This window comes from Geodermatophilus sp. SYSU D00766 (assembly GCF_054049915.1).
Genome location: NZ_JBJGYI010000021.1, coordinates 16,441 through 41,520, shown reverse-complemented (window position 1 = coordinate 41,520; position 25,080 = coordinate 16,441). Strand labels below are relative to the sequence as shown.

Sequence of the window (25,080 nt, the reverse complement as noted above, 5' to 3'; positions counted from 1 at the left end):
GTGGTCAACTCACCAGCGGTCGTGGACGTGCTGCCGGATGCGCTCGTCGTAGAGCCGCTCGAGGTCGGCGAGCTCGGCGTCGGTCAGCGGCGGGAGGGCGGCGGCGTCGACGTTGGACCGCACCTGGCCGACCCGGCTGGCCCCCGGGATGACCGACGTGACGCCGGGCTGCTGGACGACCCACCGCAGCGCGACCGCCGCCGGCGCCCGGTCCCCCGCGATCTCGACGAACTGGCGGGCCGCGGCGACGCCGACCTCGTAGGGCACCCCGGCGAAGGTCTCGCCGACGTCGAAGGCCTCGCCGTGGCGGTTGTAGTTCCGGTGGTCGTCGGCGCCGAACGTCGTCGACTCGGTGAAGCGGCCCGAGAGCAGCCCGCTGGCCAGCGGCACCCGGGCCAGGATCCCGACGCCGGCCGCGGCGGCCGCGGGCAGCAGCTCCTCCAGCGGCTTGCGGCGGAACACGTTGAGGATCACCTGGATGCTCTGCACGCCGGGGTGCTCGAGCGCGGTGAGCCCCTCGGCGACGGTCTCCACCGACACGCCGTAGGCCGCGATCGCGCCGTCCTCGACGAGGGAGTCGAGCGCGTCGTACACCCGCCGGTCGGAGTAGACGGCCGTCGGCGGGCAGTGCAGCTGCACCAGGTCGAGGGTGTCGACGCCGAGGTTGCGCCGCGACCGGTCGATCCAGGCCCGCAGGTTCTCCGGGGTGTACTGCGCCGCCTCGAAGGGGTCGGCGCGGCGGCCGGCCTTGGTGGCCACGAAGGGGCGCTCGGACCGCGCGGCCAGGGCCTTGCGGATGCGCTCCTCGCTGCGGCCGTCGCCGTAGACGTCGGCGGTGTCCAGCAGGGTCACGCCGGCGTCGAGGGCGGCGTCGAGCACCCCGGCCGCGGTGTCCTCGTCGACGTCGCCCCAGTCGCCGCCGAGCTGCCAGGTGCCCAGGCCGACGACGGAGACCTCCGCGCCGGTCCGTCCGAGGGGTCGGGTCTCCATCACGCGCTCACCGCCGTCCGCAGCGCCTCGAACAGGTCACCCACGGGGACGGCGCGCTGTTCCCCCGTGCGCAGGTCCTTCAGCTGGCCGACGCCGTCGGCCAGGTCCCGCTCCCCGACGACGACCGCGTGCGAGGCACCCGAGCGCTCGGCGGCGCGCATCGCGCCCTTGAGCCCGCGGTCGCCGTAGACGGTGTCGGCCGGTACCCCGGCCTGCCGCAGCTGCCCGACCAGCCGCACCGCCAGCCGCTTGGCCTCGGCGCCCAGCGGGACGACGAAGGCCCGCACGCCGGGCGCCGCGGCGACGTCGAGGCCCTCGGCCTGCACGGCCAGCAGGGTGCGGTCGACGCCGACGGCGTAGCCGATGCCGCTCACGTCGGGCCCGCCCAGCGCCGCCGAGAGCCCGTCGTAGCGCCCACCGCCGCCGATCGCCGACTGCGCGCCCAGCCCGCGGTGCACGAACTCGAAGGTCGTCTTCGTGTAGTAGTCCAGGCCGCGCACCAGCCGGGGCGCCTCGGTCCAGGCCACGCCGAGGTCGGTGAGGTGCTGGCGGACGGCGTCGTAGTGCGCCCGGGTGGCGTCCGACAGGTGGTCGACCATCAGCGGGGCGTCCTCGAGCTGGGCCTGCATGTCCGGCCGCTTGTCGTCGAGCACCCGCAGCGGGTTGATCTCCGCCCGGCGGCGGGTCTCCTCGTCGAGGTCGAGCTCCTCGAGGTACTCGACCAGCTTCTCCCGGTAGGGCGGGCGGTCGGTCGCGTCGCCGAGCGAGGTGAGCAGCAGCTCGAAGTCGGTCAGGCCCAGGTCGCGGAAGCCCTGCACGCCCAGCGCCACGACCTCGGCGTCGAGCGCGGGGTCGTCGACGCCGAGCGCCTCCATGTCGACCTGGGTGAAGTGCCGGTAGCGGCCGGCCTGCGGGCGCTCGTAGCGGAACGCCGAGCCGACCGTCCACAGCTTCACCGGCAGCGGCCCGGTGTGCAGCCGGTGCTCGATGAAGGCCCGCACCAGCCCGGCGGTGAGCTCCGGGCGCAGCGTGAGCGAGCGGCCGCCGCGGTCGTCGAAGGTGTACATCTCCTTGGTGACGACGTCGGTGGACTCCCCGACGCCGCGGGAGAAGACCTCGGTGTGCTCGAACACCGGCGTCTCGACGTAGCCGTACCCGGCCCGGCGCAGCGGCGCGGTGAGCGTGTCGCGGACGGCGAGGAAGCGCGCGGAGTCCGGCGGCAGGACGTCGAAGGTGCCCTTCGGCGCGGTCAGCCCGCTCACAGGCCGCGGCCCTTCGGCGCGGCGCCTTCCCCGGCGGCGGCCTCGGCCAGGTAGGGGTTGGTCGCCCGCTCCCGGCCGATCGTCGTCGCCGGGCCGTGGCCGGGCAGCACCACGGTGTCGTCGTCGAGCGGCAGGACGACGTCGCGCAGCGAGCGCAGCATGTCCGGCCACGAGCCGCCGGGCAGGTCGACCCGGCCCACCGACCCGGCGAACAGCACGTCGCCGGCAAGCAGGCCGGGAGCCTCCCCGAGGTCGAGGGAGAACACCACCGAGCCGCGGGTGTGGCCGGGCGCGTGCCGGACGGTCAGGTCGACGCCGGCCAGGGACAGCACGGCGCCGTCGTCGAGCGGGCGGACCTCGGAGGGGTCGGGCAGCCGCAGGCCGGTGAGCAGGGGCGCCAGCGCGGGGCCGTGCCAGCGGGCGGGGTCGGCGAGCATCCCGGAGTCCTCGGGGTGCAGGTAGGCCGGGATGTCGTAGCCGTCGCACACCGGCAGCACGGAGAAGGTGTGGTCGAGGTGGCCGTGGGTGAGCACCACCGCGACGGGCTTGAGGCCGTCGTCGGCCAGCATCCGGGCCAGCGGCTCGACGGCGTCCATGCCGGGGTCGACCACGACGCACTCCGCGCGCGGCCCCGGGGCGACGGCGTAGCAGTTGGTGCCGAAGGCGCCGGCCGGGAACGAGCGGATGAGCACCCGTGCAGGTTACGCGGGTGCGGCGGCGCGCCCTCCCGGTCCGGCGGACCGGCGTCCCCAGGGAGGCCACCTACACTCGCGGATCGACCAGCGGGGGCACCGGCGGCGCGGCCCGGAGCCGCGACCGGGCCCCGCGCAGCAGCCGTCCGTCCGAGGAGTGTCCGACCCGTGCCGACCAACAAGCAGCGGCGGGTTGCCGCGCAGCGCCGCCTGCAGCGGCAGCTCGAGCGCCGCGCCGAGCTGGCCCGCAAGCGCCGCCGCAACCTGCTCGTCGTGGTGACCGTGCTCGCCGTCGTCCTGGTGGGCGGCGCGGTCTCCCTCGTCGCCGGCTTCGGCGGCGGGGAGGACCCGGGCACCGAGGAGGCGGCGACCAGCACCAGCGCGGCCCCGACCACGCCGGGCGTCGTCGACGGCAGCGACGGCACCTGCGACTGGACCCCCGCCGACACGGCGAGCAACCCCGACCTGCGCGCGGACTCCGGGACCCCGCCCACCGAGGTCGTGCCCACCGGCACCACCCCGGTGACGATCACCACCAACTCCGGGGCGATCGGGCTGACCCTCGACAACGCCAACGCCCCGTGCGGCGTGGCCAGCATGGTCTACCTGGCGCGGCAGGGCTTCTTCGACGGCACGGTCTGCCACCGCGAGACCGACTCCGAGGGCCTGAAGGTGCTGCAGTGCGGCGACCCCAGCGGCACCGGCCGCGGCGGCCCGGCCTACCAGTTCCCGACGCAGGTGACCGGCGACGAGACCTACCCGCGCGGCACGGTGGCGATGGCCAACAGCGGGCAGGGCTTCGACGGCAGCCAGTTCTTCCTGGTCTACGGCGACAGCCAGCTCCCGCCGAGCTACACCGTCCTGGGCACCGTCGACGAGGCCGGCCTGGCCACGCTCGACACCATCGCCGCCAACGGCAACGACGGCAGCAACGGCCCCGGCGACGGTGCGCCGACCCAGGAGGTCCGCATCGAGTCCGTGACCGTCCCCGCGTGAGCACCCCGGCGCCCCGGCTCCGGGCCGGGGCGCTCGCCGGCGTCCTGACCGGGCTCGCCGCGCTGACCGCCTGCTCGGGCACGGTGGCGGGCTCGGCGGCGCCGGCCGGCGGGACGGCCGGCGGCGGGGGCGGGTCCGGCCCGGCCGGGACGACGGCGACCTGCGAGTGGGTCGCGGCGCGGTCGGGCAACCCCTACGCCGTCGACGTCGACCCGCCCGCTCCCGAGGTGCCGGCCGAGGGCACCGCGCAGCTGCAGATGACGACGTCGCTGGGCGGGCTGGTCCTCACCCTCGACCGGGCCGGTGCCCCGTGCGCGGCGGCGAGCCTGGTGCACCTGGCCGGGCTGGGCTTCTTCGACGGCTCCGCCTGCCACCGCGAGGTCGACAGCGCGAGCCTGAAGGTGCTGCAGTGCGGCGACCCCACCGGCACCGGTGCGGGCGGGCCGACCTACGCGTTCGCCACCGACGTCGACGGCGACGAGACCTACCCGCGCGGCACGGTGGCGATGGCCAACAGCGGGCAGGGGCTCGACGGCAGCCAGTTCTTCCTCGTGTGGGGCGACAGCCGGCTGCCGCCGGACTACACCGTCGTCGGCACCATCGACGACGCCGGGCTGGCCGTGCTCGACGTGGTCGCCGCCCACGGCAACGACGGCTCGCTGGACCCCTCCCCCGGCGGCGGCGCCCCGACCGTGCCGGTCACCGTCGAGTCGATGACCCTGGTCCCGTGACCGACCCCGACCCGGGCCCCTACGCGGGCTTCCCGCCGGGCTTCTTCGCCCGCGCCGACGAGCGGCCCGACGCGGAGTTCTACGATCCGCCGCGGCTGGTGACGCACATCGACGACGCCGCGATCGCCGCCGTCGGCGGGCTGTACGCCGACCTGGGCATCGACGGGTCGGCGCCGGCGCCGGTGCGGGTGCTCGACCTCATGTCCTCGTGGGTGTCGCACTTCCGCACGCCTCCGGCCGAGCTGGTCGTGCTCGGCATGAACGCCGCCGAGCTGGCCGCGAACCAGGAGGCCACCGAGCGGGTCGTGCACGACCTCAACGCCGACCCGCGGCTGCCGCTGCCCGACGCCGACGTCGACGCCGCCGTCTGCTGCGTGTCGATCGACTACCTGACCCGGCCGGTCGAGGTGCTCGCCGAGGTGGGTCGGGTGCTGCGCCCGGGCGGGCCGCTGGCGGTCACGTTCTCCAACCGCTGCTTCCCCACCAAGGCGGTGCGCGGCTGGCTGCTGACCTCCGACGAGCAGCACGGCGCGCTGGTGGCCGAGCTGGTCCGGCGCGCGGGGTGCTTCACCGAGCCGCAGGTGTCGCTGCGCACCCCGCCCGGCGGCGACGGCGACCCGCTGTGGGCGGTGGTCGCGACTCGCCGGTGACTCGCCCGCCGGCCCGCCCGATGATCAGGTGACCTGATCGCGGCGCGTCCTCCCGCACGTCCCACCGTGCGGGAGGACGCCCGGGGATCAGGTCACCTGATCGTCGCGGAGGGGCGCCCCGCGTCAGGCGGTGACGCGCTCGACGTCGAAGACGCCGTCGACGTTGCGCACCGCCTGCAGCACCGCTCCGAGGTGCGCGGGGTCGGCCAGCTCGAAGGTGAACCGGCTGACCGCCACCCGGTCGCGGCTGGTCTGCACCGACGCCGACAGGATGTTCACCCGCTCGTCGGCCAGCGCCTTGGTGACGTCGGAGAGCAGCCGGTGCCGGTCGAGCGCCTCGACCTGGATCGCCACGAGGAACACCGACCCGGGGTGGCTGGCCCACTCGACCTCGACCAGCCGCTCGCTCTTGCGGCGCAGGTCGGCGGCGTTGGTGCAGTCGGTGCGGTGCACGCTGACCCCGCCGCCGCGGGTGACGAAGCCCAGGATGTCGTCGCCGGGCACCGGGGTGCAGCACCGGGCGAGCTTGGCCCAGACGTCGCTCATCCCGTGCACGACGACGCCCGGGTCGCCGCTGCCGGTGCGCCGGTGCACCGCCCGGCGGGTGGGGATCGCGGTCTCGGCGATGTCCTCGACCGCGCCCTCGGCGCCGCCCAGGGCGGTCATCAGCTTGTCGACGACCGACGCCGCCGAGATCTGGCTCTCCCCCACCGCGGCGTAGAGCGAGGTGACGTCGGCGTAGCGCAGGTCCTTGGCCAGCGTGGCCAGCGCGTCCCCGCCGAGCAGCCGCTGCAGCGGCAGCCCGGCCTTGCGCATGGCCCGGGTCAGCGCCTCCTTGCCGGCCTCGACGGCGTCGTCGCGCCGCTCCTTGGTGAACCACTGCCGGATCTTGGTGCGCGCCCGGGAGGAGCCGACGAACCCCAGCCAGTCCTTCGACGGGCCGGCCGTGGGCGAGCGGGAGGTGAAGATCTCCACGACGTCGCCGTTGGACAGCTTGCTGTCCAGGCTGACCAGCGCCCCGTTGACCCGGGCGCCGATGCAGCGGTGGCCGACCTCGGTGTGCACCGCGTAGGCGAAGTCGACCGGCGTGGCCCCGCCGGGCAGGCTGACGACGTCGCCCTTGGGCGTGAAGACGAAGACCTCCTGCGGCCCGAGGTCGTAGCGCAGGGTCTCGAGGAACTCGCCGGGCTCCTGGGCCTCGCGCTGCCAGTCGAGCAGCTGGCGCAGCCACAGCATGTCGTCGGGGGTGCCGACCTTGCTGGCGCCGAACTCGCCCGGGCCCGGCCGCCCGCCGGTGCGGGCCTTCTCCTTGTACTTCCAGTGCGCGGCGATGCCGTACTCGGCGGTGCGGTGCATGTCGTGCGTGCGGATCTGCAGCTCGACGGGCTTGCCGTGCGGGCCGATCACCGTCGTGTGCAGCGACTGGTACATGTTGAACTTCGGCATCGCGACGAAGTCCTTGAACCGCCCGGGCACCGGCTGCCAGTGCGCGTGCATGATCCCCAGCGCCGCGTAGCAGTCGCGGACGGTGTCGACCAGGATCCGGATGCCGACCAGGTCCCAGATGTCGGTGAAGTCCCGGCCGCGGACGATCATCTTCTGGTAGATCGAGTAGTAGTGCTTGGGCCGGCCGGTGACGACCGCCTCGATCCGGGCCGCCTTGAGCTGCTCGGTGACCGCGGTGGTGACCTCGGCGAGGTAGGTGTCGCGCGAGGGGGCCCGCTCGGCCACCAGCCGGACGATCTCGTCGTAGCGCTTGGGGTAGAGCGTGGCGAACGCGAGGTCCTCGAGCTCCCACTTGATGGTGTTCATGCCCAGCCGGTGGGCCAGCGGGGCGAGGATCTCCAGCGTCTCGCGCGCCTTCTTCTCCTGCTTCTCCGGCGGGAGGAAGCGCAGCGTGCGCATGTTGTGCAGCCGGTCGGCGAGCTTGATGACCAGCACCCGCGGGTCGCGGGCCATCGCGACGATCATCTTGCGGATCGTCTCGGCCTGGGCGGCGTCGCCGAGCTTCACCTTGTCGATCTTGGTGACGCCGTCGACGAGGTGGGCGACCTCCGGGCCGAAGTCGGCGCTGATCGCCTCGAGCGTCTTGCCGGTGTCCTCGACCGTGTCGTGCAGCAGCGCGGCCACCAGCGTGGTGGTGTCCATGCCCAGGCCGGCCAGGACGGTGGCCACGGCCAGCGGGTGGGTGATGTAGGGGTCGCCGCTCTTGCGCTTCTGGCTGGCGTGCGCGGCCTCGGCGACGTCGTAGGCGCGCTGCAGCAGCGCGAGGTCGGCCTTGGGGTGGCTCTGCCGGTGCAGGGCGGCCAGCGGCTCGAGGACCGGGCGGACGACGCCGCTGCGCTGCCCGGCGACGATCCGGCGGGCCAGCCGGTCGCGGACGCGCCGGGGTCGCGGGGACCCGGTCCCGCCCTCCTCCGGCGGCTCGCTGCCGACGTCGTCGGGGCGGCGGACCAGCGGCCGGCCCGGCAGGGGGGCGGTCTGCTCCGGGTCCTGGACCGTCGGGGCCGGGGTGTCCTGCGCGGCGGGGGCCACCTGCCCGGGCGGTACCGGGCCGCCGGGCTGGTCGGGCCGCGCGCCAGCCACGCGGGTGGCGGGCGCGTCGGGGGCCACGGGACTCCTGCCGGCAGACGAGGGAGGACCTCACCCATGCTAACCGGGAGAGGTCACGGAACGGCCTCCGCAGGGCCGGACCTCCCCCCTAGGCGGTCCACAGCGCGTGCACGGCGTGCGGCACCAGCCGCTCGCGGCCCCCGAGGGCGGTCAGCTCGACGACCACCGACACCGCGGTGACGACGCCGCCGAGCTCCTCGACCAGCGCGACCGACGCCGCGAGCGTGCCGCCGGTGGCCAGCACGTCGTCGACCAGCAGCACCCGCTGCCCGCGCCGCAGGGAGTCGGTGTGCATCTCGACGGTGGCGGTGCCGTACTCCAGCGCGTAGTCGGCCCGGACGCACTCGCGCGGCAGCTTGCCGGCCTTGCGCACGGGCACCACGCCGACGCCCGCGCGCAGCGCCACCGCCGCGGCGAGCAGGAAGCCGCGGGCCTCGACGCCGACCACGACGTCGAAGCCGGGGTCGCCCGGGACACCGTCGTCGGCGTGCGCCACCGCGGCCGCCCGCGGGTCCTCCAGCGCCGGCGCCGCAAGGCCCTCCACCACCCGGCGGAAGGCCGGGCCGTCGGCGAAGACCGGCGTCAGGTCCCGGAACAGCACCCCCGGCGCCGGGAAGTCCGGGACGTCGACGGACAGCCCGGCGATGAGCTCGTCGAGCGGCTCGGTACCGGTCACCGCCGCTTCTTGGTGCCGGGCCGCTGCGGGCGCTGACCCGGGCGCGGGGCCGCGGTCGCCCCGTGCGGCCGGCGGGGGGCCTCCGGGCCCACCGACGCCGGGGACTCCACCACCACGTCGGCCCGCGCGGGACCGAGCGTGTCGACGTCGCGCTCGGCGAGCGCCACCCCGCCCCGCGGCGCGGCCCGGCGGTTGCGCCGGGCGCTGGCCACCGGGCCGGCGGCGGCGCGGCCGCCGGACCGGGCGGCGGCCGACCGGCGGGCGAGCACCCGGCGGCGCAGCGCCTGCACCCCGGGCTCGCGGTCCTTGAGGTCGGCGACGATCGGGGTGGCGAGGAAGATCGACGAGTAGGCGCCGGCGGCGAGGCCGACGAACAGCACCAGCGCGAGGTCCTTGAGGGTCCCGACGCCGAGCAGCCCCGCGCCGACGAACAGCAGGCCGGCGACCGGCAGCAGCGCGATCACCGAGGTGTTGATCGAGCGCATGAGCGTCTGGTTGACCGCCAGGTTCGCCGCCTCGCCCCAGGTCATGCGGGCGGAGCGCTCGAGATCGCGGGTGTTCTCGTCGACCTTGTCGAAGACGACGACGGTGTCGTAGAGGGAGAACCCGAGGATGGTCAGCAGGCCGATGACCGTCGACGGCGTGACCTCGAACCCGATCAGCGAGTAGACGCCGGCGGTGACGACGAGGTCGTGCAGCAGGGCGACGATCGCGCCCACCGCCATCTTCGGCTGGAACCGGATGGCGAGGAACGCGATGACCGCGACCAGGAAGACCGCCAGCGCCAGCAGCGCCTGGTCGGTGATGTCCTGGCCCCACTCGGCGCTCACCGACTCGGGGCTGACCTCGTCCGGCGCGATCCCCGCGGCGTCGGCGACCGCGTCGACGACCGCGCGCTCGCCGTCGTTGTCGAGGCCACCGGTGCGCAGCAGGATCGTGTTGCCGCCGACCACCTGCGCCGAGGCGACGTCGGCGCCGGCGTCGGTGGCCGCCTCGCGGACGTCGGCGAGCTGCTCGGTGCCGCCGGGCAGCCGGAAGCTGTTGCCGCCGGCGAAGTCGATGCCGAAGTTGAAGCCGCGGAACAGCATCGAGGCGATGCAGACCAGCACGACGACGGCGGTGACCTTGTAGATCAGCCGGCTGTGGCCGACGACGTCGAGGCCGGCCTCGCCGTTGTAGAGCCGGTGCGCCAGCGACGCGCGGTGCGGCGGGCGGACGGTGCGCCCGTCGCCCTCGGCGGGCAGCCCGGCCTCGGCGAGCGCCTCGTCGTCGGCGGCCGCGGCGGCGTCCTCGACGGCGTCGGCACCGGCACCGCGGGCCTCGTCGGCCTCGGTGCCGACCGGCACCTCGTCGTCGCGGGTGGTGTCCCCGCGGGGGTCGCGGTCCTGCGGGCGGCTCATGCCTGGCTCCTGTCCTGGGGCGCGCGGGCACCGCTGCCGGTGCCACTGCCGGCGCCGACCAGCTCGCGGTCGGCGGCGACGACGGGCGCGGCCGAGCGGCGTGAGCGGTCGACCCGGCCGAGGCCGGAGAAGCGGCTCCGGCCGAAGCCCGGGAAGCGGGCCAGCACCGCCATCAGCGGGTGGGTGAAGAGGAAGACGACGACCAGGTCGAGCACCGTGGACAGGCCCAGGGTGAACGCGAAGCCCTTCACGTCGCCGATGGCCAGCCAGTAGAGGATCGCCGCGGCGAGGAAGCTGACCGCGTCGGCCGAGAGGATGGTGCGGCGGGCGCGCACCCAGGCCCGCGGCACCGCCGAGCGCAGGCTGCGGCCCTCCCGGATCTCGTCCTTGAGCCGTTCGAAGTAGACGACGAAGGAGTCGGCGGTGATGCCGATCGCCACGATGAACCCGGCGATGCCCGCGAGGCTGAGGGTGAAGCCGATCTCGCGGCCCAGCAGCACCAGGCTGGCGTAGACGACGACCGCCGACAGCACCAGGCTCGCGATCATCACCAGGCCCAGCAGCCGGTAGTAGAGCAGCGCGTAGACGAACACCAGGGCGATGCCGATCGCCCCGGCGATCAGGCCGGCCCGCAGCTGCTCGGCACCCAGCTCGGTGGAGATCGACTGCGCGGTGGCCTGGGTGAAGGTCAGCGGCAGCGCGCCGTAGCGCAGCTGGTTGGCCAGCTCCTCGGCGCTCTCCTGGTCGAAGGAGCCGGTGATCGTGGTCTGCCCGTTGATGGCGCCCTGGATGGTGGGCGCCGACACCACACGGCCGTCGAGGGTGAACGCGACGTTCGTGCCGACGTTGGCGGCGGTGTACTCCGCCCAGGTGGCCCGGCCCTCGCTGTTGAAGTCCAGCAGGACGACCCACTCGCCGGTGGTCGGCTGGGTGCCGGCCGAGGCGTCGGCGATCTCGGTGCCCTCGATGATCGTCGGGCCGAGGAGGTACTTCTGCGTGCCGTCCTCGCTGCAGGCGGCGACGTGGTCGTCGGGACGGGCGACCTCGCTGGTGACGTCGTCGGGCGAGCAGGTCAGCGTGGCGTACTCAGCCGCCGCCTCCTCCTGCGTCACGGCCGGCCGGTCGGGGTCGAGCGCCGGGTCGCTGACGGCGCCGTCGGACGAGGTGGACTCCGCGGCCGCGGAGTCGGTGGGCGCGGCGGAGTCGGTCGGCGCGGCGGAGTCGGTCGGCGCGGCGGCGTCGCTCGGGGTGGCGGCGTCGCTCGGGGTGGCGCCGTCGGTGGGCGCCGCGGGGTCGGTGGTCTCGGCGAGGACCGCCGGCTCCGGGCCGGTGATCACCGGCCGGAACCGCAGCTGCGCGGTCTGGCCCAGCTCGCGCGCCTGCTCGCCGTCGTCACCGGGGACCGAGATGACGATGTTGGACTCGCCCTCGGTGACCACCTCGGCCTCGGCCACGCCGAGGCCGTTGACCCGCTGCTCGATGATCTGGCGGGCGAGCTCGAGGTCCTCGGGCGCGGGGGCCTGACCGTCGGGGGTGCGGGCGGTCAGCGTCACCGTCGTGCCGCCGCGCAGGTCGAGCCCGAGCTGCGGCGTGCGGTCGGTGCCGGTGAGGAAGATCAGGCCGTACATGACGGCGACGATCAGGATGAACGCGCCGAAGTACCGGCTCGCGGGCAGGGCGCGGTTGGCCACCGGACGCCCCGTCAGAGGGTCTTGCCGGTGGAGCCGTCACCGCGCCGGTCGTCCCGCGCGGTCTCGTCCACCGTGGGGTCGGCCACCGGGTCGACCGCCGGGTCCACGACCGTCTCCCCGGTGGCGACCGGGCCGGCGATCCCGCCGGCCGGCGGGCGCACCTGCAGGACCGCCTGGCGCGCGTAGGTGACGACGACGCCCGGGGCGATCTCGACCTGGACGGTCTCCGGGTCGCCGAGGCCGGCCACGGTGCCGTGGACACCCCCGGCCATGACCACCGGGACGCCGATCGCCAGCGCCGACTGCGTCTGGGTCTGCTGGCGCTTGCGGGCGCGCGCCGGCAGCACCACCAGGGCGACGAAGGCCAGCACGAGCAGGAGCAGGGGGAACAGTTCCACGACGGTGGTGCCTCTCTACCGCGTCGGGTGCACGCGGTCGGTGCGGCCCGGGTCGGGACCGCTCGGGTACGTCGGTCGAGGCGCACGGGGCCGGCCCCCGCCGACACCGGGTCGCGGAGCCGGGACCCGAACGGCCCGGCGAGGGGCCGACTTGCGCGCCAGCGCCGATCAGTCTAGGCGTCGAAGAGCGGTTCCGACGACGAACCCGGGTCACGCGCGGCGCCCGTGCTCCCTCCGAGGGGGATCCCGCCACGCGGCAGCGGGCGGCCGAGGTGCCGCCAGGCCGCCTCGGTGGCGACCCGCCCGCGGGGCGTGCGGGCCAGCAGCCCGGCGCGCACCAGGAACGGCTCGCACACCTCCTCGACGGTGTGCGGCTCCTCCCCCACCGCGACGGCGAGGGTGCTCACGCCCACGGGCCCGCCGGAGAACCGGGAGACCAGCGCGTCGAGCACCTCGCGGTCGAGCCGGTCGAGGCCGAGCTCGTCGACGTCGTAGAGCGCGAGCGCGGCCCGGGCGACCGCGCGGGTCACCCGCCCGTCGGCCTCGACCTCGGCGTAGTCGCGCACCCGGCGCAGCAGCCGGTTGGCGATGCGCGGCGTGCCGCGGGACCGGCGGGCGATCTCGGCCGAGCCGTCGTCGGTGAGCTCGACGCCGAGCAGGTCGGCGCTGCGGGCCAGCACCTGCTGCAGCTCGGCGGGCTCGTAGAACTCCATCTGCCCGACGAAGCCGAACCGGTCGCGCAGCGGGCCGGTGAGCAGGCCGGCCCGCGTGGTCGCCCCCACCAGGGTGAACGGGTTGATCTCCAGCGGGATGGCCGTGGCGCCGGGCCCCTTGCCGACGACGACGTCGACCCGGAAGTCCTCCATCGCCATGTACAGCAGTTCCTCGGCCGGCCGGGCGATGCGGTGGATCTCGTCGATGAACAGCACGTCGCCGGGGCCGAGGTTGGACAGCATCGCGGCGAGGTCGCCGGAGCGCTCGATCGCCGGGCCGCTGGTGATCTTCACCGAGGTGCCGAGCTCGGAGCCGATGATCAGCGCGAGGCTGGTCTTGCCGAGGCCGGGCGGGCCCGACAGCAGCACGTGGTCCGGCGGCCGGCCGCGGCGCTTGGCGCCCTCGAGGACGAGCGCGAGCTGGCGGGCGACCTTGGGCTGGCCGATGAAGTCGGGCAGCGAGTGCGGCCGCAGCGCCGACTCGACCACCCGCTCCTCGTCACCGGCCTGCGGCGAGACCCCGAAGTCGCGGCCGATGCCCGACTCCACCTCGCCGGTCAGCGACCGGTCGAACGGCGCGCTCACGATGCCTCCTGTTCGCTCCCGCGGGACGCTCCGCTCCTCGCTCGCCGGCGCTCGCTGCGATGCTCACGCCCCTGTCCGCTCACGATCGGCCCAGCAGCTGCAGCGCCTGGCGCAGCAGCAGCGCGACGTCGACCCGGCCGGTGCCGGTGAGCTGCTCGTCGGCGACCGGCGCGAGCGCGGTGACCGCGGTGTCGGCCTCGCGGCCGGACCAGCCCAGACCGACCAGGGCGGCGGTGAGCTGGTCGCGCCACGGCGCCACCGGGGCGACCGGGACGCCCCCGCCGGCCGGCGCCGGGCCGTCGAGCTGGGTGTCGGTGGTGGTGGAGCCCAGCCGGTCGCGCAGCTCGAGGATCAGCCGCTCGGCGCCCTTCTTGCCGATGCCCGGCACCTGGGTGAGCGCCTTGACGTCGGCCATCGACACCGCGCGGCGCACCTCCCGCGGCGGGTGGATGGCCAGCACCGCCTGGGCCAGCCGCGGGCCGACGCCGTTGGCGGTCTGCAGCAGCTCGAACAGCTGGCGCTCGTCGTCGTCGGCGAAGCCGTAGAGGGTGAGGGAGTCCTCGCGGACGACGAGGCTGGTGGCCAGCCGGGCCTGCTCCCCCACCACGAGCCGGGCGATGGTGCCCGGGGTGCACTGCACCGCCAGGCCGACCCCGCCGACCTCGACCACCGCGCCGTCGGGCCCCACCGCGGCCACCCGGCCGTTCACACTCGCGATCACCGCGACACCCCCTGCCAGCGCGGCAGCGTGCGCTGTACCACCGGCGCGCCGATGCCACCGGCGATGGCGGCGCTGCGCAGCCGCTGCTGCGCCGGGCCGCGCCACACGTGGCAGACGGCCAGGGCCAGCGCGTCGGCGGCGTCGGCCGGCTTGGGGGCGGCCGAGAGGCCCAGCACCCGGGTGACCATGAGGGTGACCTGCTCCTTGTCCGCGCGGCCGTTGCCGGAGATGGCCGCCTTGACCTCGCTGGGCGTGTGCCAGGCGACCGGCCGGTCGGCCTGCGCCGCGGCCAGCGCCGCGATCCCGGCCGCCTGGGCGGTGCCGGTGGCGGTGCCCTTGTTGTTCTGGGTGAAGACCCGCTCGATGGCGACGACGTCGGGCCGGTGCTCGCGCAGCAGCGCGGTCACCTGGGTGTGCAGCTCCAGCAGCCGCAGCTCCAGGTCGAGGTCGGCGGAGCTGCGGATCACGCCCACCCCGACGGCCTGCGGGCGGGCGCCGGGGCGGCCGTCGACCACGCCCCACCCGCACCGGGTCAGCCCCGGGTCGATGCCGAGCACCCGCACCTGCGCCTCCCGATCACCGAACTGGTGTTCGACCGAGGCTAACCGCCCGCTGCGACGAGCGGGCGCGACACGCGGCCGGTTCAGCCCACCTTCTCGAGCACCTCGTCGGAGACGTCGTAGTTCGCGTACACGTTCTGCACGTCGTCGCAGTCCTCGAGGGCGTCGATGAGCCGGAACACCTTGCCGGCGCCCTCCTCGTCGAGCTCGACGGTGACGCTGGGGACGAAGCCGGCCTCGGCGGAGTCGTAGTCGATGCCGGCGTCCTGCAGGGCGGTGCGCACGGCCACCAGGTCGGTGGGCTCGCTGACCACCTCGAGGGTGTCGCCGAGGTCGCGGACCTCCTCGGCGCCGGCGTCGAGGACGGCCAGCAGCACGCTGTCCTCGTCGACGCCGTCGGACTTGGGGACGACGACCACGCCCTTGCGGCTGAACAAGTAGGACACCGAGCCCGGGTCGGCCATGGAACCGCCGTTGCGGGTCATCGCGGTGCGCACCTCGGACGCCGACCGGTTGCGGTTGTCGGTGAGGCACTCGACGAGGACCGCGACGCCGCCGGCCGCATAGCCCTCGTAGGTGATCGACTGGTACTCGACACCGCCGGCCTCGGCGCCCGAGCCGCGCTTGACCGCGCGGTCGATGTTGTCGTTGGGGACCGAGGACTTCTTCGCCTTCTGGATGGCGTCGTAGAGCGTCGGGTTGCCCGCGGGGTCACCGCCGCCGGTCCGGGCCGCGACCTCGATGTTCTTGATCAGCTTGGCGAACAGCTTGCCGCGCTTGGCGTCGATCGCGGCCTTCTTGTGCTTGGTGGTCGCCCACTTGGAATGGCCGCTCACGGCTGTCCTCCTCGTCCGGGCGCCCGGCACCGGCACCCGGGCGCACCCGTCGATCCTACCGGCGCCGGCTGCGGCCCCCGTCCGCCCTCAGGGTCCGGCCGCCCGCCGCGAGCTCCAGGTCAGCAGCCGTTCCAGCGGGCCGCGGCCCAGCTGCCAGCGCCACACCGATGCCAGCAGCACGGCGCTCAGGCTGAAGCGCGCCCACTGCCCCCAGCTCTCGCCGTAGCCGACGTCGAGCACCGCGATGGCCACGATCTGGGCGGTGTAGACCGACAGCGCCAGCGCGCCCACCGACGCCAGCGGCCAGGTCAGCCGCGGCAGCAGGTCGGCGAGGACCAGGCACAGCCCGACGACGGCCACCGCGACCCCGCCGGAGCCGACCACCTCGAACGTCGTGGCGCTGTGCGGCTGGGCGCCGCTGAGCCACGCGGGGTCCCACTCCCCCGGGACGCCGAAGCCGTCCTCGATCCCGGCCAGCCGCTGTCCGGGCGCGAACGCCCGGGTGCTCAGCAGGCCGCCGGCGTAGCCCAGGACCGCCGCGGCCGTCCCGCCGGCGACCAGGCCGGCCCGCACCCGGGCGGCGCGCAGGTCGAGCCGGCCGACCGCGAGCCCGACCAGCACGAAGGCCAGCCAGACCGCCGCCGGGTAGTAGCCGGTGACCAGCAGGAAGGCGAAGGCGTTGCCCTCCTCGCCCCGGTCGGTGGCGTACCGCCCGACCGCGAGCGCCAGCGGCGGGCCGACCACGGCGACGACGGCGGCGGCCGACAGCAGCCGCGCCGGCGACCAGCGCAGGAACGGCAGGGCCAGCACGAACAGCACCGCGTAGACGCCGAGGATGATCGCGACGAACGTGTCGAGCAGCTCCAGGACGCCGCCGATGGCGAACACCCACGCGGCGCGGACGAGGACGCGCGTGCGGGCCCGGGCCAGGTCCGCCCCGGTCGACGGGGTGCGCCCGCCGGACAGCAGCGCGAGAGAGACCCCGGCCAGCGTGGCGAACAGGATCGACGAGCGGCCGTCGACCACCGCCCGCCAGGTGGCCGGGTCCCAGCCGAGCTCCCCGGTGTCGCCCAGGTGCGCGGCGAACATCCCCAGGACGGCGATCCCGCGGGCGAGGTCGACGCCCCGCAGCCGCCCCCCGGACACCACCCGGGGGACGGCGGGCGCGCGGGTGCCGCCGACCTCGTCCTGCCGTGCCGTCACCGGGGCGACGCCTCGCCGCGCGCTCAGCCGCGCGGCGTGCCGGCGGCGGCCGGGACGGCGTCGAGGCCGTCCTCGACGTCGAAGAAGCGCGGCAGCGGGCGGTCGGCGTGCAGCCGCAGCAGCCGGGGCAGCCGGCGCAGCCGCAGCAGGTGGGTGTCGCGGACGGCGTCGTTGTAGAACCGGCGGGCCAGGGCCATGCGGGCGTCGGCCTCGGCGACCGCGGCCAGGCACGCCGTCGGGATGCCGGGGACCTCGCGGGGCAGAGCGCGCAGCTCGCGGCCGAGGGCGTTCTCGGCCAGCTCGCGGTCGCCGGCCAGCGGGTCGTGGGCGTCGTGCGCGGCCGCCTTCAGGCGGGTGGCGCGGTCCTCACCCAGCGCGGCGGAGTGGTCGGAGGCCAGGTCGGCGGCGAGCGCCGCGCGCTGCCGCAGCCGACCGTCGAGGACCGTCCACGCGCGCGCCACCCGGGTCTCCAGGCGCCGCAGCCGGGTGAGCGTCCAGGCCGTCCAGGCCAGCAGGAGCGCGACGACGCCGACGGCGAGGAGCAGCCAGGCGTCGGGCGTCATGCTGGCCCACGCTAGCGGCGGACGCGCCTGCGCAGGGACGGGAACACCCCGTCGGCCGCGGCGAGCTCGTCGTCGTCGGCGGCGGTCACCCCGCCGGCGCCGGGCAGCGCCACGGTCTCGTAGACGGCGAGCACCCGGCGGGCCACCGCCTGCCAGTCGTAGCCGGCCGCCGCCTCCCGCCCGGCCGCCGACAGCGCCGCACGGCGGGCCGGGTCGGCGAGCAGGTCCGACAGCGCCCGGGCCAGCGCGGCGACGTCCCCGCGGCGGACCAGCACGCCGGCCGCGCCGTCCTCGAGGACCCGCGCGAACGCGTCGAGGTCGCTGGCCACGATCGGTGCGCCGGCGGCCATCGCCTCGATGAGCACGACGCCGAAGCTCTCGCCGAGCAGGTTGGGCGCGCAGTAGACGTCGACCGAGCGCAGGAACGCGCCCTTGTCGGCCTCCGACAGCTCGCCGAGCAGCGCCACCGACGGGCGCAGGTCCTCCCCCACCGCGTCGCGCAGGGCGTCGGGGTCGCCGCGGCCGGCGATGAGCAGCCGCGCGCCGGGGTGCTCGCGGACGACGGCGCGCATCGCCTCGAGCAGCACCGGCAGGCCCTTGCGCGGCTCGTCGTAGCGGCCGAGGAAGCCGATGGTGGGGCCGTCGACGCCGCGGGCGGTGCCGGGCAGGGGCGGCCCCTCGGCGAAGGCGGCCACGTGCACGCCGTTGGGGATGATCACCGCGTCGCCGCCGAGGTGCTCGACCTGCAGCCGGCGGGCGAAGTCGGAGACGGCGATCCGGCCGCTGATCCGCTCCAGCCACGGCCGCACCACCGGCCCCCAGGCGGCCAGCCACTTCGACCGGACGGTGGCGGCGTGGAAGGTGGCCACGATCGGCCCCTTGGCGATCATGCAGACCAGCAGGCCGATCGACGGCGGCGCGGGGTCGTGCACGTGGACGACGTCGAAGCGCCCGTCGCGCAGCCACCGGCGCACCCGGGACGCCGACACCGGCCCGAACTGCACGCTGGCCATCGAGCCGTTGTAGGGGATGGGCACGGTGCGCCCGGCGAAGGTGAGCCAGGGGTCGGTCAGCGACTCCTCGCGCTCGGCGGGCGTGAGCACGCCGACGGTGTGCCCGAGCCCGAGCAGCGTCTCGGCGAGGTCGCGCACGTGGTACTGCACCCCGCCGGGCACGTCCCACTGGTAGGGGCAGACCAGGCCGATGCGCATCAGCCGCGCTCCGGCGCCGGCGGGTCCGGCGGCACGTCGGCCCAGATGCGCCCCAGCACGTGCCAGTCCTCGGGCTGCCGGGCGATCGCGCCGGTGAAGGCGTCGGCCACGCCCTGCATCGCCGTCGCCACCCGGCCGCGCAGCCGCGCGCCGCCGTCGAGGGGGACCTCCGGGCACACCGCGTGCACCCAACCGCGCCCGCTGAACCGGGAGACGACCGGGTGCAGGGCGGCCCCGGTGCGCGCGGCCAGCAGCGCGGGGCCGCCGGGCATGGTGGTGGGCCGGCCGAAGAACTCCACCGGCACGCCGCCGGGGCCGAGGTCGCGGTCGACGAGCAGGCACACCGACCGGCCGCCGGCGAGCCACTCGCGGAGCACGTCGGAGCTGGGCCGGGGCCCGCCGGTGAGCGGCACCACGCGGAAGCCGAGGGTCTCGCGGTAGGCGAGGAAGCGCTCGTAGAGCGACTCGGGGCGCAGCCGCTCGGCGACGGTCATGAACGGCCCGCCGAGCCAGTCGACGAACCACACGCCGGCGGCGTCCCAGTTGCCGCTGTGCGGCAGCGCGAGGACCACCGGCCGGCCCTGCGCCCGCGCCCGCTCGAGGTGCTCCTGCCCCTCCATGACGGTGTCGCGCAGCACGCGGGCGGGATCCAGGCGCGGCAGGCGGAAGGCCTCCTGCCAGTAGCGCGCGTAGGAGCGCAGCGCCCGGACGGTGAGCTCGTCGAGCGCCTCCTCGTCGAGCTTGCCGCCGGTGGCGACCCGCAGGTTGGCCCGCAGCTGCCGGGTGCCCCGGCCCCCGCGCCGGGCGGCGACGCGGGCGCCGGCGTCGAAGGCGCCGCGGGCCACCGGCTCCGGCAGCCACTGCACCGCGCGCCAGCCGGCCGCGTAGCCGACGTCGGTGGCGCGGGCGCCGACCCGGGACGCGACCTGGGAGACGGCGGAGCCACGGCGGCCGCTCACGGGGCCGGCGCCGGCAGGGGCCGCCCGCGCGCACCCCGGTGGACGGCGACCACCCGCTGCCCGACCGTGATCGCGCCGCCGGCGACCAGCAGCCACAACCCGACGTCGACGGCGTACGGGATGCCGAGCCCGGTCAGGCCGGTGCCGGTGAGCGCCAGGATCAGCCGCTCGGTGCGCTCGACCAGCCCGACGTCGCAGGGGATGCCCACGCCCTCGGCGCGCGCCTTGATGTAGCTGGTCAGCACCCCGAGGACCAGGCCGACGAGGGCCAGCAGCGCCAGCAGCCGGTCGTCACCGGCGCCGGTGAACCACCAGACCAGCGCCCCGAAGACGGCGGCGTCGACGGCGCGGTCGCAGGTGGAGTCCAGCACCGCGCCGAACGCCGACCCGCCGCCGCGGGCGCGGGCGAGGGCGCCGTCGAGCATGTCGAGCAGCACGAACAGCGTGACGGTGAACGCGCCCCAGAACAGCACGCCGTGCGCGATGAGCAGCACCGCGGCGGCGATCGCGCCCAGCGTCCCGGTGACGGTGACCGCGTCGGGGGTCACCCCCGCGCGGGCCAGCCGGGCCACCACCGGCGCCCAGAACCGGCCGACCGCCGCACGCGCCCCCTGGCCGAGCACGTCAGCTCCCCGGGACCGGCGCGGTCGCGCCCGGCCAGTGCTCGGCGAGCAGCGCCCGGGTCTCGGCGAGCACCTGCGGCAGCACCCGGGTCAGGCCGATCACCGGCATGAAGTTGGTGTCCCCGCCCCAGCGCGGCACCGCGTGCTGGTGCAGGTGGTCGGCGATGCCGGCGCCGGCCACCGAGCCCTGGTTCATGCCGATGTTGAACCCGTGGGCGCCGGTCACCTGCCGCACCACGCGCATCGCCGTCTGCGTGAACGCCCCGAACTCGGCGACCTCGGCGTCGGTGAGGTCGGTGTAGTCGGGCACGTGCCGGTACGGGACCACCATCAGGTGCCCGGCGTTGTACGGGTAGAGGTTGAGCACCGCGAAGACCGTGGCACCGCGCGCGACGACCAGCCCGTCCTCGTCCGGCATGGCCGGGATGAGGCAGAACGGGCAGTCGTGCTCGCCGGTGGGCTTGCCCGAGCCGCGGATGTAGGCCATCCGGTAGGGCGTCCACAGGTGCTCGAAGACGGTGGCCGGGCCGCCGTCGTCGCTGGAGACCGGGACGGAGAACCCGTCCGGTCCGGTGGTCACGGGCTCTCCAGCGGCGCGTCCGCGGTGGGGTCGACGTTGTGCCGCCCGGCCACCCAGGCGACGATCGCGTCGACGGCGTCGCCGACCGGCACGCCGTTGCGCTGGCTGCCGTCGCGGTAGCGGAAGGACACGGCGCCCGCCTCGGCGTCGGTGGCCCCGGCGATGAGCACGAAGGGCACCTTCTGCTTGCTGGCGTTGCGGATCTTCTTCTGCATGCGGTCGTCGGAGTCGTCGACGTCGACCCGGATGCCGCGCGCCCGCAGCTGCAGCGCGACGTCCTCGAGGTAGCCGACCTGGTCGTCGGTGACCGGGATGCCGACGACCTGCACCGGCGCCAGCCACGCGGGGAAGGCGCCGGCGTAGTGCTCGGTGAGGATGCCGAAGAACCGCTCGATGGAGCCGAACAGCGCGCGGTGCAGCATGACCGGCCGCTGGCGGGTGCCGTCGGCGGCGGTGTACTCCAGCGCGAACCGCTCGGGGAAGTTGAAGTCGACCTGCAGGGTCGACATCTGCCACGAGCGGCCGATGGCGTCGCGCGCCTGCACGGAGATCTTCGGCCCGTAGAACGCCGCGCCGCCCGGGTCGGGCACCAGCTCCAGCCCCGAGGCGTCGGCGGCCGCCTGCAGCGCCGCGGTCGCCTGCTCCCACTGCGCGTCCTCGCCGATGAACTTCGGCGAGTCGTCGCGGGTGGACAGCTCCAGGTAGAAGTCGTCGAGGCCGTAGTCGCGCAGCAGGCCGAGGACGAAGTCGAGCACCCCGCGGATCTCGCCGGCCATGTCCTCGCGGGTGGTGAAGATGTGTGAGTCGTCCATGGTCAGGCCGCGCACCCGGGTCAGCCCGTGCACCACCCCGGACTTCTCGTAGCGGTACACCGTGCCGAACTCGAACAGCCGCAGCGGCAGCTCGCGGTAGGACCGCCCGCGGCTGCGGTACACGAGGATGTGCATCGGGCAGTTCATCGGCTTGAGGTAGTAGTTCGCGCCCTCGAACTCCATGGGCGGGAACATCGTGTCCGCGTAGTACGGCAGGTGCCCGCTGGTGAGGAACAGGTCCTCCTTGGTGATGTGCGGGGTGTTGACGAAGGAGTAGCCGCCCTCCTCGTGCCGCCGGCGGCTGTAGTCCTCGAGCTCACGGCGGACGATCCCGCCCTTCGGGTGGAAGACCGCCAGCCCCGAGCCGATCTCGTCGGGGAAGCTGAACAGGTCCAGCTCGGCGCCGAGGCGGCGGTGGTCGCGGCGCTCGGCCTCGGCCAGGTGCTCCAGGTACCCCTTGTGCGCCTCGCGGCTCTCCCACGCGGTGCCGTACACCCGCTGCAGCTGCGGGTTCTTCTCGTCGCCGCGCCAGTAGGCGGCCGCCGAGCGGGTGAGGCTGAAGGCCGGGATGCCGCTGGTGCGCGGCAGGTGCGGGCCGCGGCACAGGTCGGTCCACACCCGCTCGCCGGTGCGCGCGTCGAGGTTGTCGTACATGGTCAGCTGCCCGCCGCCCACCTCGACGTCGGCGCCGTCGGCGGCCCCGCCCTTGAGGTCGATGAGCTCGAGCTTGTACGGCTCGTGCGCCAGCTCGGCGCGGGCCTCGTCCTCGGTGACCTCCCGGCGGGAGAACCGCTGGCCGGCCTTCACGATCTGCTGCATGCGCTTCTCCAGCGCCTGCAGGTCCTCCGGGGTGAAGGGCCGCTCGGGGTCGAAGTCGTAGTAGAAGCCGTTCTCCACCGGCGGGCCGATGCCCAGGCGGGTGCCCGGGAAGAGGTCCTGCACGGCCTGGGCGAGCACGTGCGCGGTGGAGTGGCGGATGACCGCGCGGCCCTCGGGGCTGGCGGCGACGACCGGCTCCACCTCGGCGTCGGCACCGGGGACCCAGGACAGGTCGCGCAGGTCGCCGGTGGCCAGGTCGCGGACGACGACGGCGCCGTCGGGGCCCTTGAGCGCGACCCCGGCGTCCTTGAGCGCCTGCTCGGCCGTGGTCCCGGCCGGCACCCGGATCGGGGTGGCAACGGCGGGGGGTGGCGCGGCGGACACGGGATCTCCTGGGGGTCGCTGGGCGGTTCGCGCGGCGTCCGCGCGGGCGCGGGCGTCGCGCAGGCCAGCGTATCGACCGCCGGGGCGCTCACCCGGCCGACTCGGCTCCCCCGCCGGCCGGCTGCACGGGATCACCGACCGCGACCGTCCCCGGCTGCGCCACCTCGGCGTAGACGCCCAGGCAGTGCTTCGGCAGTCGGGTGACCTCCAGCACGACCGACCCCAGCCGCAGCCGCCGGCCCACCCAGGTCCGCTCGTCGTCGCCGGCGGGCAGGTCGAGCACGAGGTTGGCCCGCGGGTCCTCGGCGCCGCAGCCGGCCGGGACGACGCCCGCGGCCGCGCGCTCCAGCGCCTGCCGGGAGACCAGGTGCACCGCCGCGGCGCCGTCGGGCCGGCCGGTCAGCGGCTCGATCCGCACCGGCCGCCCCAGCGCCGCGGACACGGCCGCGGCGTCGCGGTCGGGGATCCCGGTGGCGACGACGCCGGCGAGCTCCGGGGCGTCCTTGCCGCGCAGCACCCGCCCGTCGGCCTCCGCGACGGCGCCCGCCCGGTCACCGGCCAGCCCGGCGGGGCCGACGTCGGCCCGCGGCAGCGCCGTCCCCGCGCAGCCGCGCACCGGGTAGACCGAGATGGCCACGACCGTTCCCGCGCTCACGCGGGCCACGCTACGCAGACCGGGCGGCGGGGGTCCCCCGGCGGCGCAGCCGGCGCAGCTGCGCGTCGAGGTAGGGCCGGGCGCGGCGCTGGCCGCCGCGGTCGGCGATCGCCGCGGCCAGGTCGGCCAGCACCCGGGCGAGCCGCGCCTCGTCGGCGGGCCAGCCCCGGCGCAGGCACTCCTCCAGCCACTCGACCGGCGCGGTGTGCCCCCGCTCGCCGTTGCACCGGCGGCAGGCGGCGACCTCGTTCTCCAGCCACGACGGGCCGCCCTTGACCCGCGGCACGACGTGCTCGGTGGTCGCGGCGACCTGCCCGGTCAGCGCGCGGCCGCACCAGATGCACGTGGGGCCGTCCCGCTCCACGGCCGCGTCCAGGCGGGCGGCCCTGTCCAGTGCCATCCCCACCATGGTGCGCCCGCCCGCCGGTGCCCGCGCGGTCCCGGGCTCCCGCGGGTGTGACGTCGGTGACACGGCGCGCCCGGTGCCGATGAGTTCCGCCGTGGGCCAGGGTCTCCCCGACGACACCGACCGACCCGGACGGGCCGACCGCCGGACCAGCAGTGAGGAGCACGACATGGGCGTCATCAGGGTGCACGAGTTCACCACCGTCGACGGGGTGGTCGACGCCCCGATGTGGACGGTGGACTACGGCTTCCCCGACGACCTCGCCGCCTCGATCGGCGCCATCACCGCGCCGGCGGGCGGCATCCTGCTCGGCCGGACCACCTTCGAGATGTTCGCCCCCGCCTGGTCGACCCGGACCGCCGAGGAGGACGAGGGCGCGCCGTTCTTCAACGACACGACCAAGTACGTCGTCTCCTCGACGCTGACCGACGCGGAGTCGGTGTGGCGCAACTCGACGTCGGTCGGCGGCTACGACCCCGCGCGGATCCGCGAGCTGAAGGCCGACCGCGACCTCTACGTGAGCGGCAGCGCCACGCTGGTGCGGGCGCTGGTCGCCGACGGCCTGGCCGACGAGCTGCACCTCTACGTCTACCCCGTCGCCGTCGGGCAGGGCATCCGGCTGTTCCCCGAGGGCACCGCGCAGAAGCTGGCGCTGCTGGACGTGGAGAAGCTCAGCAACGGGGTGGCGCACCTGACCTACGGTCCCGCCTGACCGACCGGCCTGACCGACGACGAGAGGGCCGGTCCCGTACGGGACCGGCCCTCTCCTGTGCGTGGGCGATACTGGGTTCGAACCAGTGACCTCTTCGGTGTGAACGAAGCGCTCTACCACTGAGCCAATCGCCCGCTGCGCCGTCCATGATGCCAGACGCTCAGCGCCACAGGGGCACCCACCCCGGCACCCAGTCGGGCACGCCGGTCAGGTGCAGGACGACGACGAGGGCGCCGTAGACGAACGCCGCAGTCAGCGCGCCGATGCCCAGCCGCACCCAGATCGGCTGGCGGCCCAGCCAGTCGGTCCAGGCCCGGACGTTGCGCCGCGTGAAGTCCAGCAGCCGCTCGGCCCACCGGAACTCGGTGGCGAGGACGACCAGACCGGCGATGACGGTCAGCCAGCCGGGGCCCGGCAGCGGGATGGTGGCCAGGCCGAGCGCGACGACCAGGCCGCCGACGATCCCGACGACGACGCGGTAGGCGGAGTCGATCGACCGGCGGGCGGCCACGCGCCGGCGCCAGCGGGTCCCGGCGACGCGCTCGCGCAGGCTGTGGCGCCCGTCCTGCGCGGCCTGCTCCCGCCGCTGCCCCGCGCCCTGCCGTTCCGCCGCCTCCTGCGGGAGGGGCGGCACGGTGT

The 25,080-nt window shown here is 75.5% G+C and carries 26 protein-coding genes and 1 tRNA gene; 4 read left to right on the top strand and 23 right to left on the bottom strand.

What is annotated here, in order from left to right:
- Positions 1-9 precede the first annotated feature (9 nt).
- From ACI8AD_RS15770 to ACI8AD_RS15760, 3 genes are read right to left on the bottom strand one after another with little or no spacing between them, the layout of a single operon-like run.
- The gene (locus tag ACI8AD_RS15770) at positions 10-990 is read right to left on the bottom strand and encodes an aldo/keto reductase (protein WP_456871461.1); all 981 of its coding nucleotides are present in this window, start codon (positions 988-990) and stop codon (positions 10-12) included.
- Entirely contained in the window at positions 990-2,252 is a 1,263-nt protein-coding gene (hisS, locus tag ACI8AD_RS15765; protein WP_456871460.1) for a histidine--tRNA ligase, read from the bottom strand. Before hisS ends, ACI8AD_RS15770 begins: the two co-directional genes overlap by 1 nt.
- On the bottom strand, positions 2,249-2,944 hold the full coding sequence (locus tag ACI8AD_RS15760; protein ID WP_456871459.1) for an MBL fold metallo-hydrolase: 696 nt from the start codon (positions 2,942-2,944) through the stop codon (positions 2,249-2,251). Before ACI8AD_RS15760 ends, hisS begins: the two co-directional genes overlap by 4 nt.
- A 168-nt stretch (positions 2,945-3,112) precedes the next feature.
- Here ACI8AD_RS15760 and ACI8AD_RS15755 point away from each other — a divergent pair, with 168 nt between their 5' ends.
- From ACI8AD_RS15755 to ACI8AD_RS15745, 3 genes are read left to right on the top strand one after another with little or no spacing between them, the layout of a single operon-like run.
- The gene (locus ACI8AD_RS15755; RefSeq protein ID WP_456871458.1) at positions 3,113-3,940 is read left to right on the top strand and encodes a peptidylprolyl isomerase; all 828 of its coding nucleotides are present in this window, start codon (positions 3,113-3,115) and stop codon (positions 3,938-3,940) included.
- Positions 3,937-4,671 (top strand): peptidylprolyl isomerase, encoded by a 735-nt coding sequence (locus ACI8AD_RS15750; protein WP_456871457.1) that lies wholly within the window; start codon positions 3,937-3,939, stop codon positions 4,669-4,671. The genes ACI8AD_RS15755 and ACI8AD_RS15750 overlap by 4 nt, the downstream gene beginning before the upstream one ends.
- Entirely contained in the window at positions 4,668-5,321 is a 654-nt protein-coding gene (locus ACI8AD_RS15745; protein WP_456871456.1) for a class I SAM-dependent methyltransferase, read from the top strand. Before ACI8AD_RS15750 ends, ACI8AD_RS15745 begins: the two co-directional genes overlap by 4 nt.
- A 123-nt stretch (positions 5,322-5,444) precedes the next feature.
- Here ACI8AD_RS15745 and ACI8AD_RS15740 read toward each other — a convergent pair whose 3' ends face one another.
- The 18 genes from ACI8AD_RS15740 to ACI8AD_RS15655 form a co-directional block, all read right to left on the bottom strand.
- A complete protein-coding gene (locus ACI8AD_RS15740) occupies positions 5,445-7,934 on the bottom strand; it encodes a RelA/SpoT family protein (RefSeq protein ID WP_456871455.1) in 2,490 nt (829 codons plus the stop codon).
- 88 nt (positions 7,935-8,022) lie between these two features.
- Complete coding sequence (locus ACI8AD_RS15735) at positions 8,023-8,610, bottom strand: adenine phosphoribosyltransferase (protein ID WP_456871454.1); 588 nt, start codon at positions 8,608-8,610, stop codon at positions 8,023-8,025.
- Entirely contained in the window at positions 8,607-10,010 is a 1,404-nt protein-coding gene (gene secF / locus ACI8AD_RS15730) for a protein translocase subunit SecF (protein WP_456871453.1), read from the bottom strand. Before secF ends, ACI8AD_RS15735 begins: the two co-directional genes overlap by 4 nt.
- Positions 10,007-11,701, bottom strand: coding sequence for a protein translocase subunit SecD (gene secD, locus ACI8AD_RS15725; RefSeq protein WP_456871452.1), 1,695 nt, complete (start codon positions 11,699-11,701; stop codon positions 10,007-10,009). Before secD ends, secF begins: the two co-directional genes overlap by 4 nt.
- Positions 11,702-11,712: 11 nt before the next feature.
- Entirely contained in the window at positions 11,713-12,099 is a 387-nt protein-coding gene (locus ACI8AD_RS15720) for a preprotein translocase subunit YajC (protein WP_456871451.1), read from the bottom strand.
- 173 nt (positions 12,100-12,272) lie between these two features.
- Entirely contained in the window at positions 12,273-13,397 is a 1,125-nt protein-coding gene (gene ruvB, locus ACI8AD_RS15715) for a Holliday junction branch migration DNA helicase RuvB (protein ID WP_456871450.1), read from the bottom strand.
- Between the two features lie 79 nt (positions 13,398-13,476).
- Positions 13,477-14,118, bottom strand: coding sequence for a Holliday junction branch migration protein RuvA (gene ruvA / locus ACI8AD_RS15710; RefSeq protein WP_456871449.1), 642 nt, complete (start codon positions 14,116-14,118; stop codon positions 13,477-13,479).
- A complete protein-coding gene (ruvC, locus tag ACI8AD_RS15705) occupies positions 14,115-14,681 on the bottom strand; it encodes a crossover junction endodeoxyribonuclease RuvC (protein ID WP_456871448.1) in 567 nt (188 codons plus the stop codon). The genes ruvA and ruvC overlap by 4 nt, the downstream gene beginning before the upstream one ends.
- 80 nt (positions 14,682-14,761) lie before the next feature.
- Entirely contained in the window at positions 14,762-15,514 is a 753-nt protein-coding gene (locus ACI8AD_RS15700; RefSeq protein ID WP_456871447.1) for a YebC/PmpR family DNA-binding transcriptional regulator, read from the bottom strand.
- Positions 15,515-15,601: 87 nt separating this feature from the next.
- Complete coding sequence (locus ACI8AD_RS15695) at positions 15,602-16,717, bottom strand: heparan-alpha-glucosaminide N-acetyltransferase domain-containing protein (protein WP_456871446.1); 1,116 nt, start codon at positions 16,715-16,717, stop codon at positions 15,602-15,604.
- A 23-nt stretch (positions 16,718-16,740) separates the two neighbouring features.
- On the bottom strand, positions 16,741-17,280 hold the full coding sequence (locus ACI8AD_RS15690) for a hypothetical protein (RefSeq protein ID WP_456871445.1): 540 nt from the start codon (positions 17,278-17,280) through the stop codon (positions 16,741-16,743).
- An 11-nt stretch (positions 17,281-17,291) separates the two neighbouring features.
- Entirely contained in the window at positions 17,292-18,491 is a 1,200-nt protein-coding gene (locus ACI8AD_RS15685) for a glycosyltransferase family 4 protein (protein ID WP_456871444.1), read from the bottom strand.
- Complete coding sequence (locus ACI8AD_RS15680) at positions 18,491-19,450, bottom strand: phosphatidylinositol mannoside acyltransferase (RefSeq protein WP_456871443.1); 960 nt, start codon at positions 19,448-19,450, stop codon at positions 18,491-18,493. Before ACI8AD_RS15680 ends, ACI8AD_RS15685 begins: the two co-directional genes overlap by 1 nt.
- Positions 19,447-20,073, bottom strand: a complete 627-nt coding sequence (gene pgsA / locus ACI8AD_RS15675; protein ID WP_456871442.1) for a phosphatidylinositol phosphate synthase — start codon at positions 20,071-20,073, stop codon at positions 19,447-19,449. Before pgsA ends, ACI8AD_RS15680 begins: the two co-directional genes overlap by 4 nt.
- Position 20,074: 1 nt before the next feature.
- Positions 20,075-20,653 carry an HIT family protein gene (locus ACI8AD_RS15670; RefSeq protein ID WP_456871441.1) on the bottom strand — a complete coding sequence of 193 codons (579 nt, stop codon included), beginning with the start codon at positions 20,651-20,653 and terminating at the stop codon, positions 20,075-20,077.
- Positions 20,650-22,668 carry a threonine--tRNA ligase gene (thrS, locus tag ACI8AD_RS15665; protein ID WP_456871440.1) on the bottom strand — a complete coding sequence of 673 codons (2,019 nt, stop codon included), beginning with the start codon at positions 22,666-22,668 and terminating at the stop codon, positions 20,650-20,652. Before thrS ends, ACI8AD_RS15670 begins: the two co-directional genes overlap by 4 nt.
- Before the next feature lie 88 nt (positions 22,669-22,756).
- The gene (locus tag ACI8AD_RS15660) at positions 22,757-23,323 is read right to left on the bottom strand and encodes an MOSC N-terminal beta barrel domain-containing protein (RefSeq protein ID WP_456871439.1); all 567 of its coding nucleotides are present in this window, start codon (positions 23,321-23,323) and stop codon (positions 22,757-22,759) included.
- A gap of 10 nt (positions 23,324-23,333) precedes the next feature.
- The gene (locus ACI8AD_RS15655; protein WP_456871438.1) at positions 23,334-23,723 is read right to left on the bottom strand and encodes an HNH endonuclease; all 390 of its coding nucleotides are present in this window, start codon (positions 23,721-23,723) and stop codon (positions 23,334-23,336) included.
- Between the two features lie 175 nt (positions 23,724-23,898).
- Here ACI8AD_RS15655 and ACI8AD_RS15650 point away from each other — a divergent pair, with 175 nt between their 5' ends.
- Positions 23,899-24,441, top strand: a complete 543-nt coding sequence (locus ACI8AD_RS15650; protein ID WP_089404902.1) for a dihydrofolate reductase family protein — start codon at positions 23,899-23,901, stop codon at positions 24,439-24,441.
- A 62-nt stretch (positions 24,442-24,503) separates the two neighbouring features.
- Here ACI8AD_RS15650 and ACI8AD_RS15645 read toward each other — a convergent pair.
- Positions 24,504-24,575, bottom strand: a tRNA-Val gene (locus tag ACI8AD_RS15645).
- Between the two features lie 26 nt (positions 24,576-24,601).
- Positions 24,602-25,075 carry a PGPGW domain-containing protein gene (locus ACI8AD_RS15640; protein ID WP_456871437.1) on the bottom strand — a complete coding sequence of 158 codons (474 nt, stop codon included), beginning with the start codon at positions 25,073-25,075 and terminating at the stop codon, positions 24,602-24,604.
- Between the last annotated feature and the right edge of the window lie 5 nt (positions 25,076-25,080).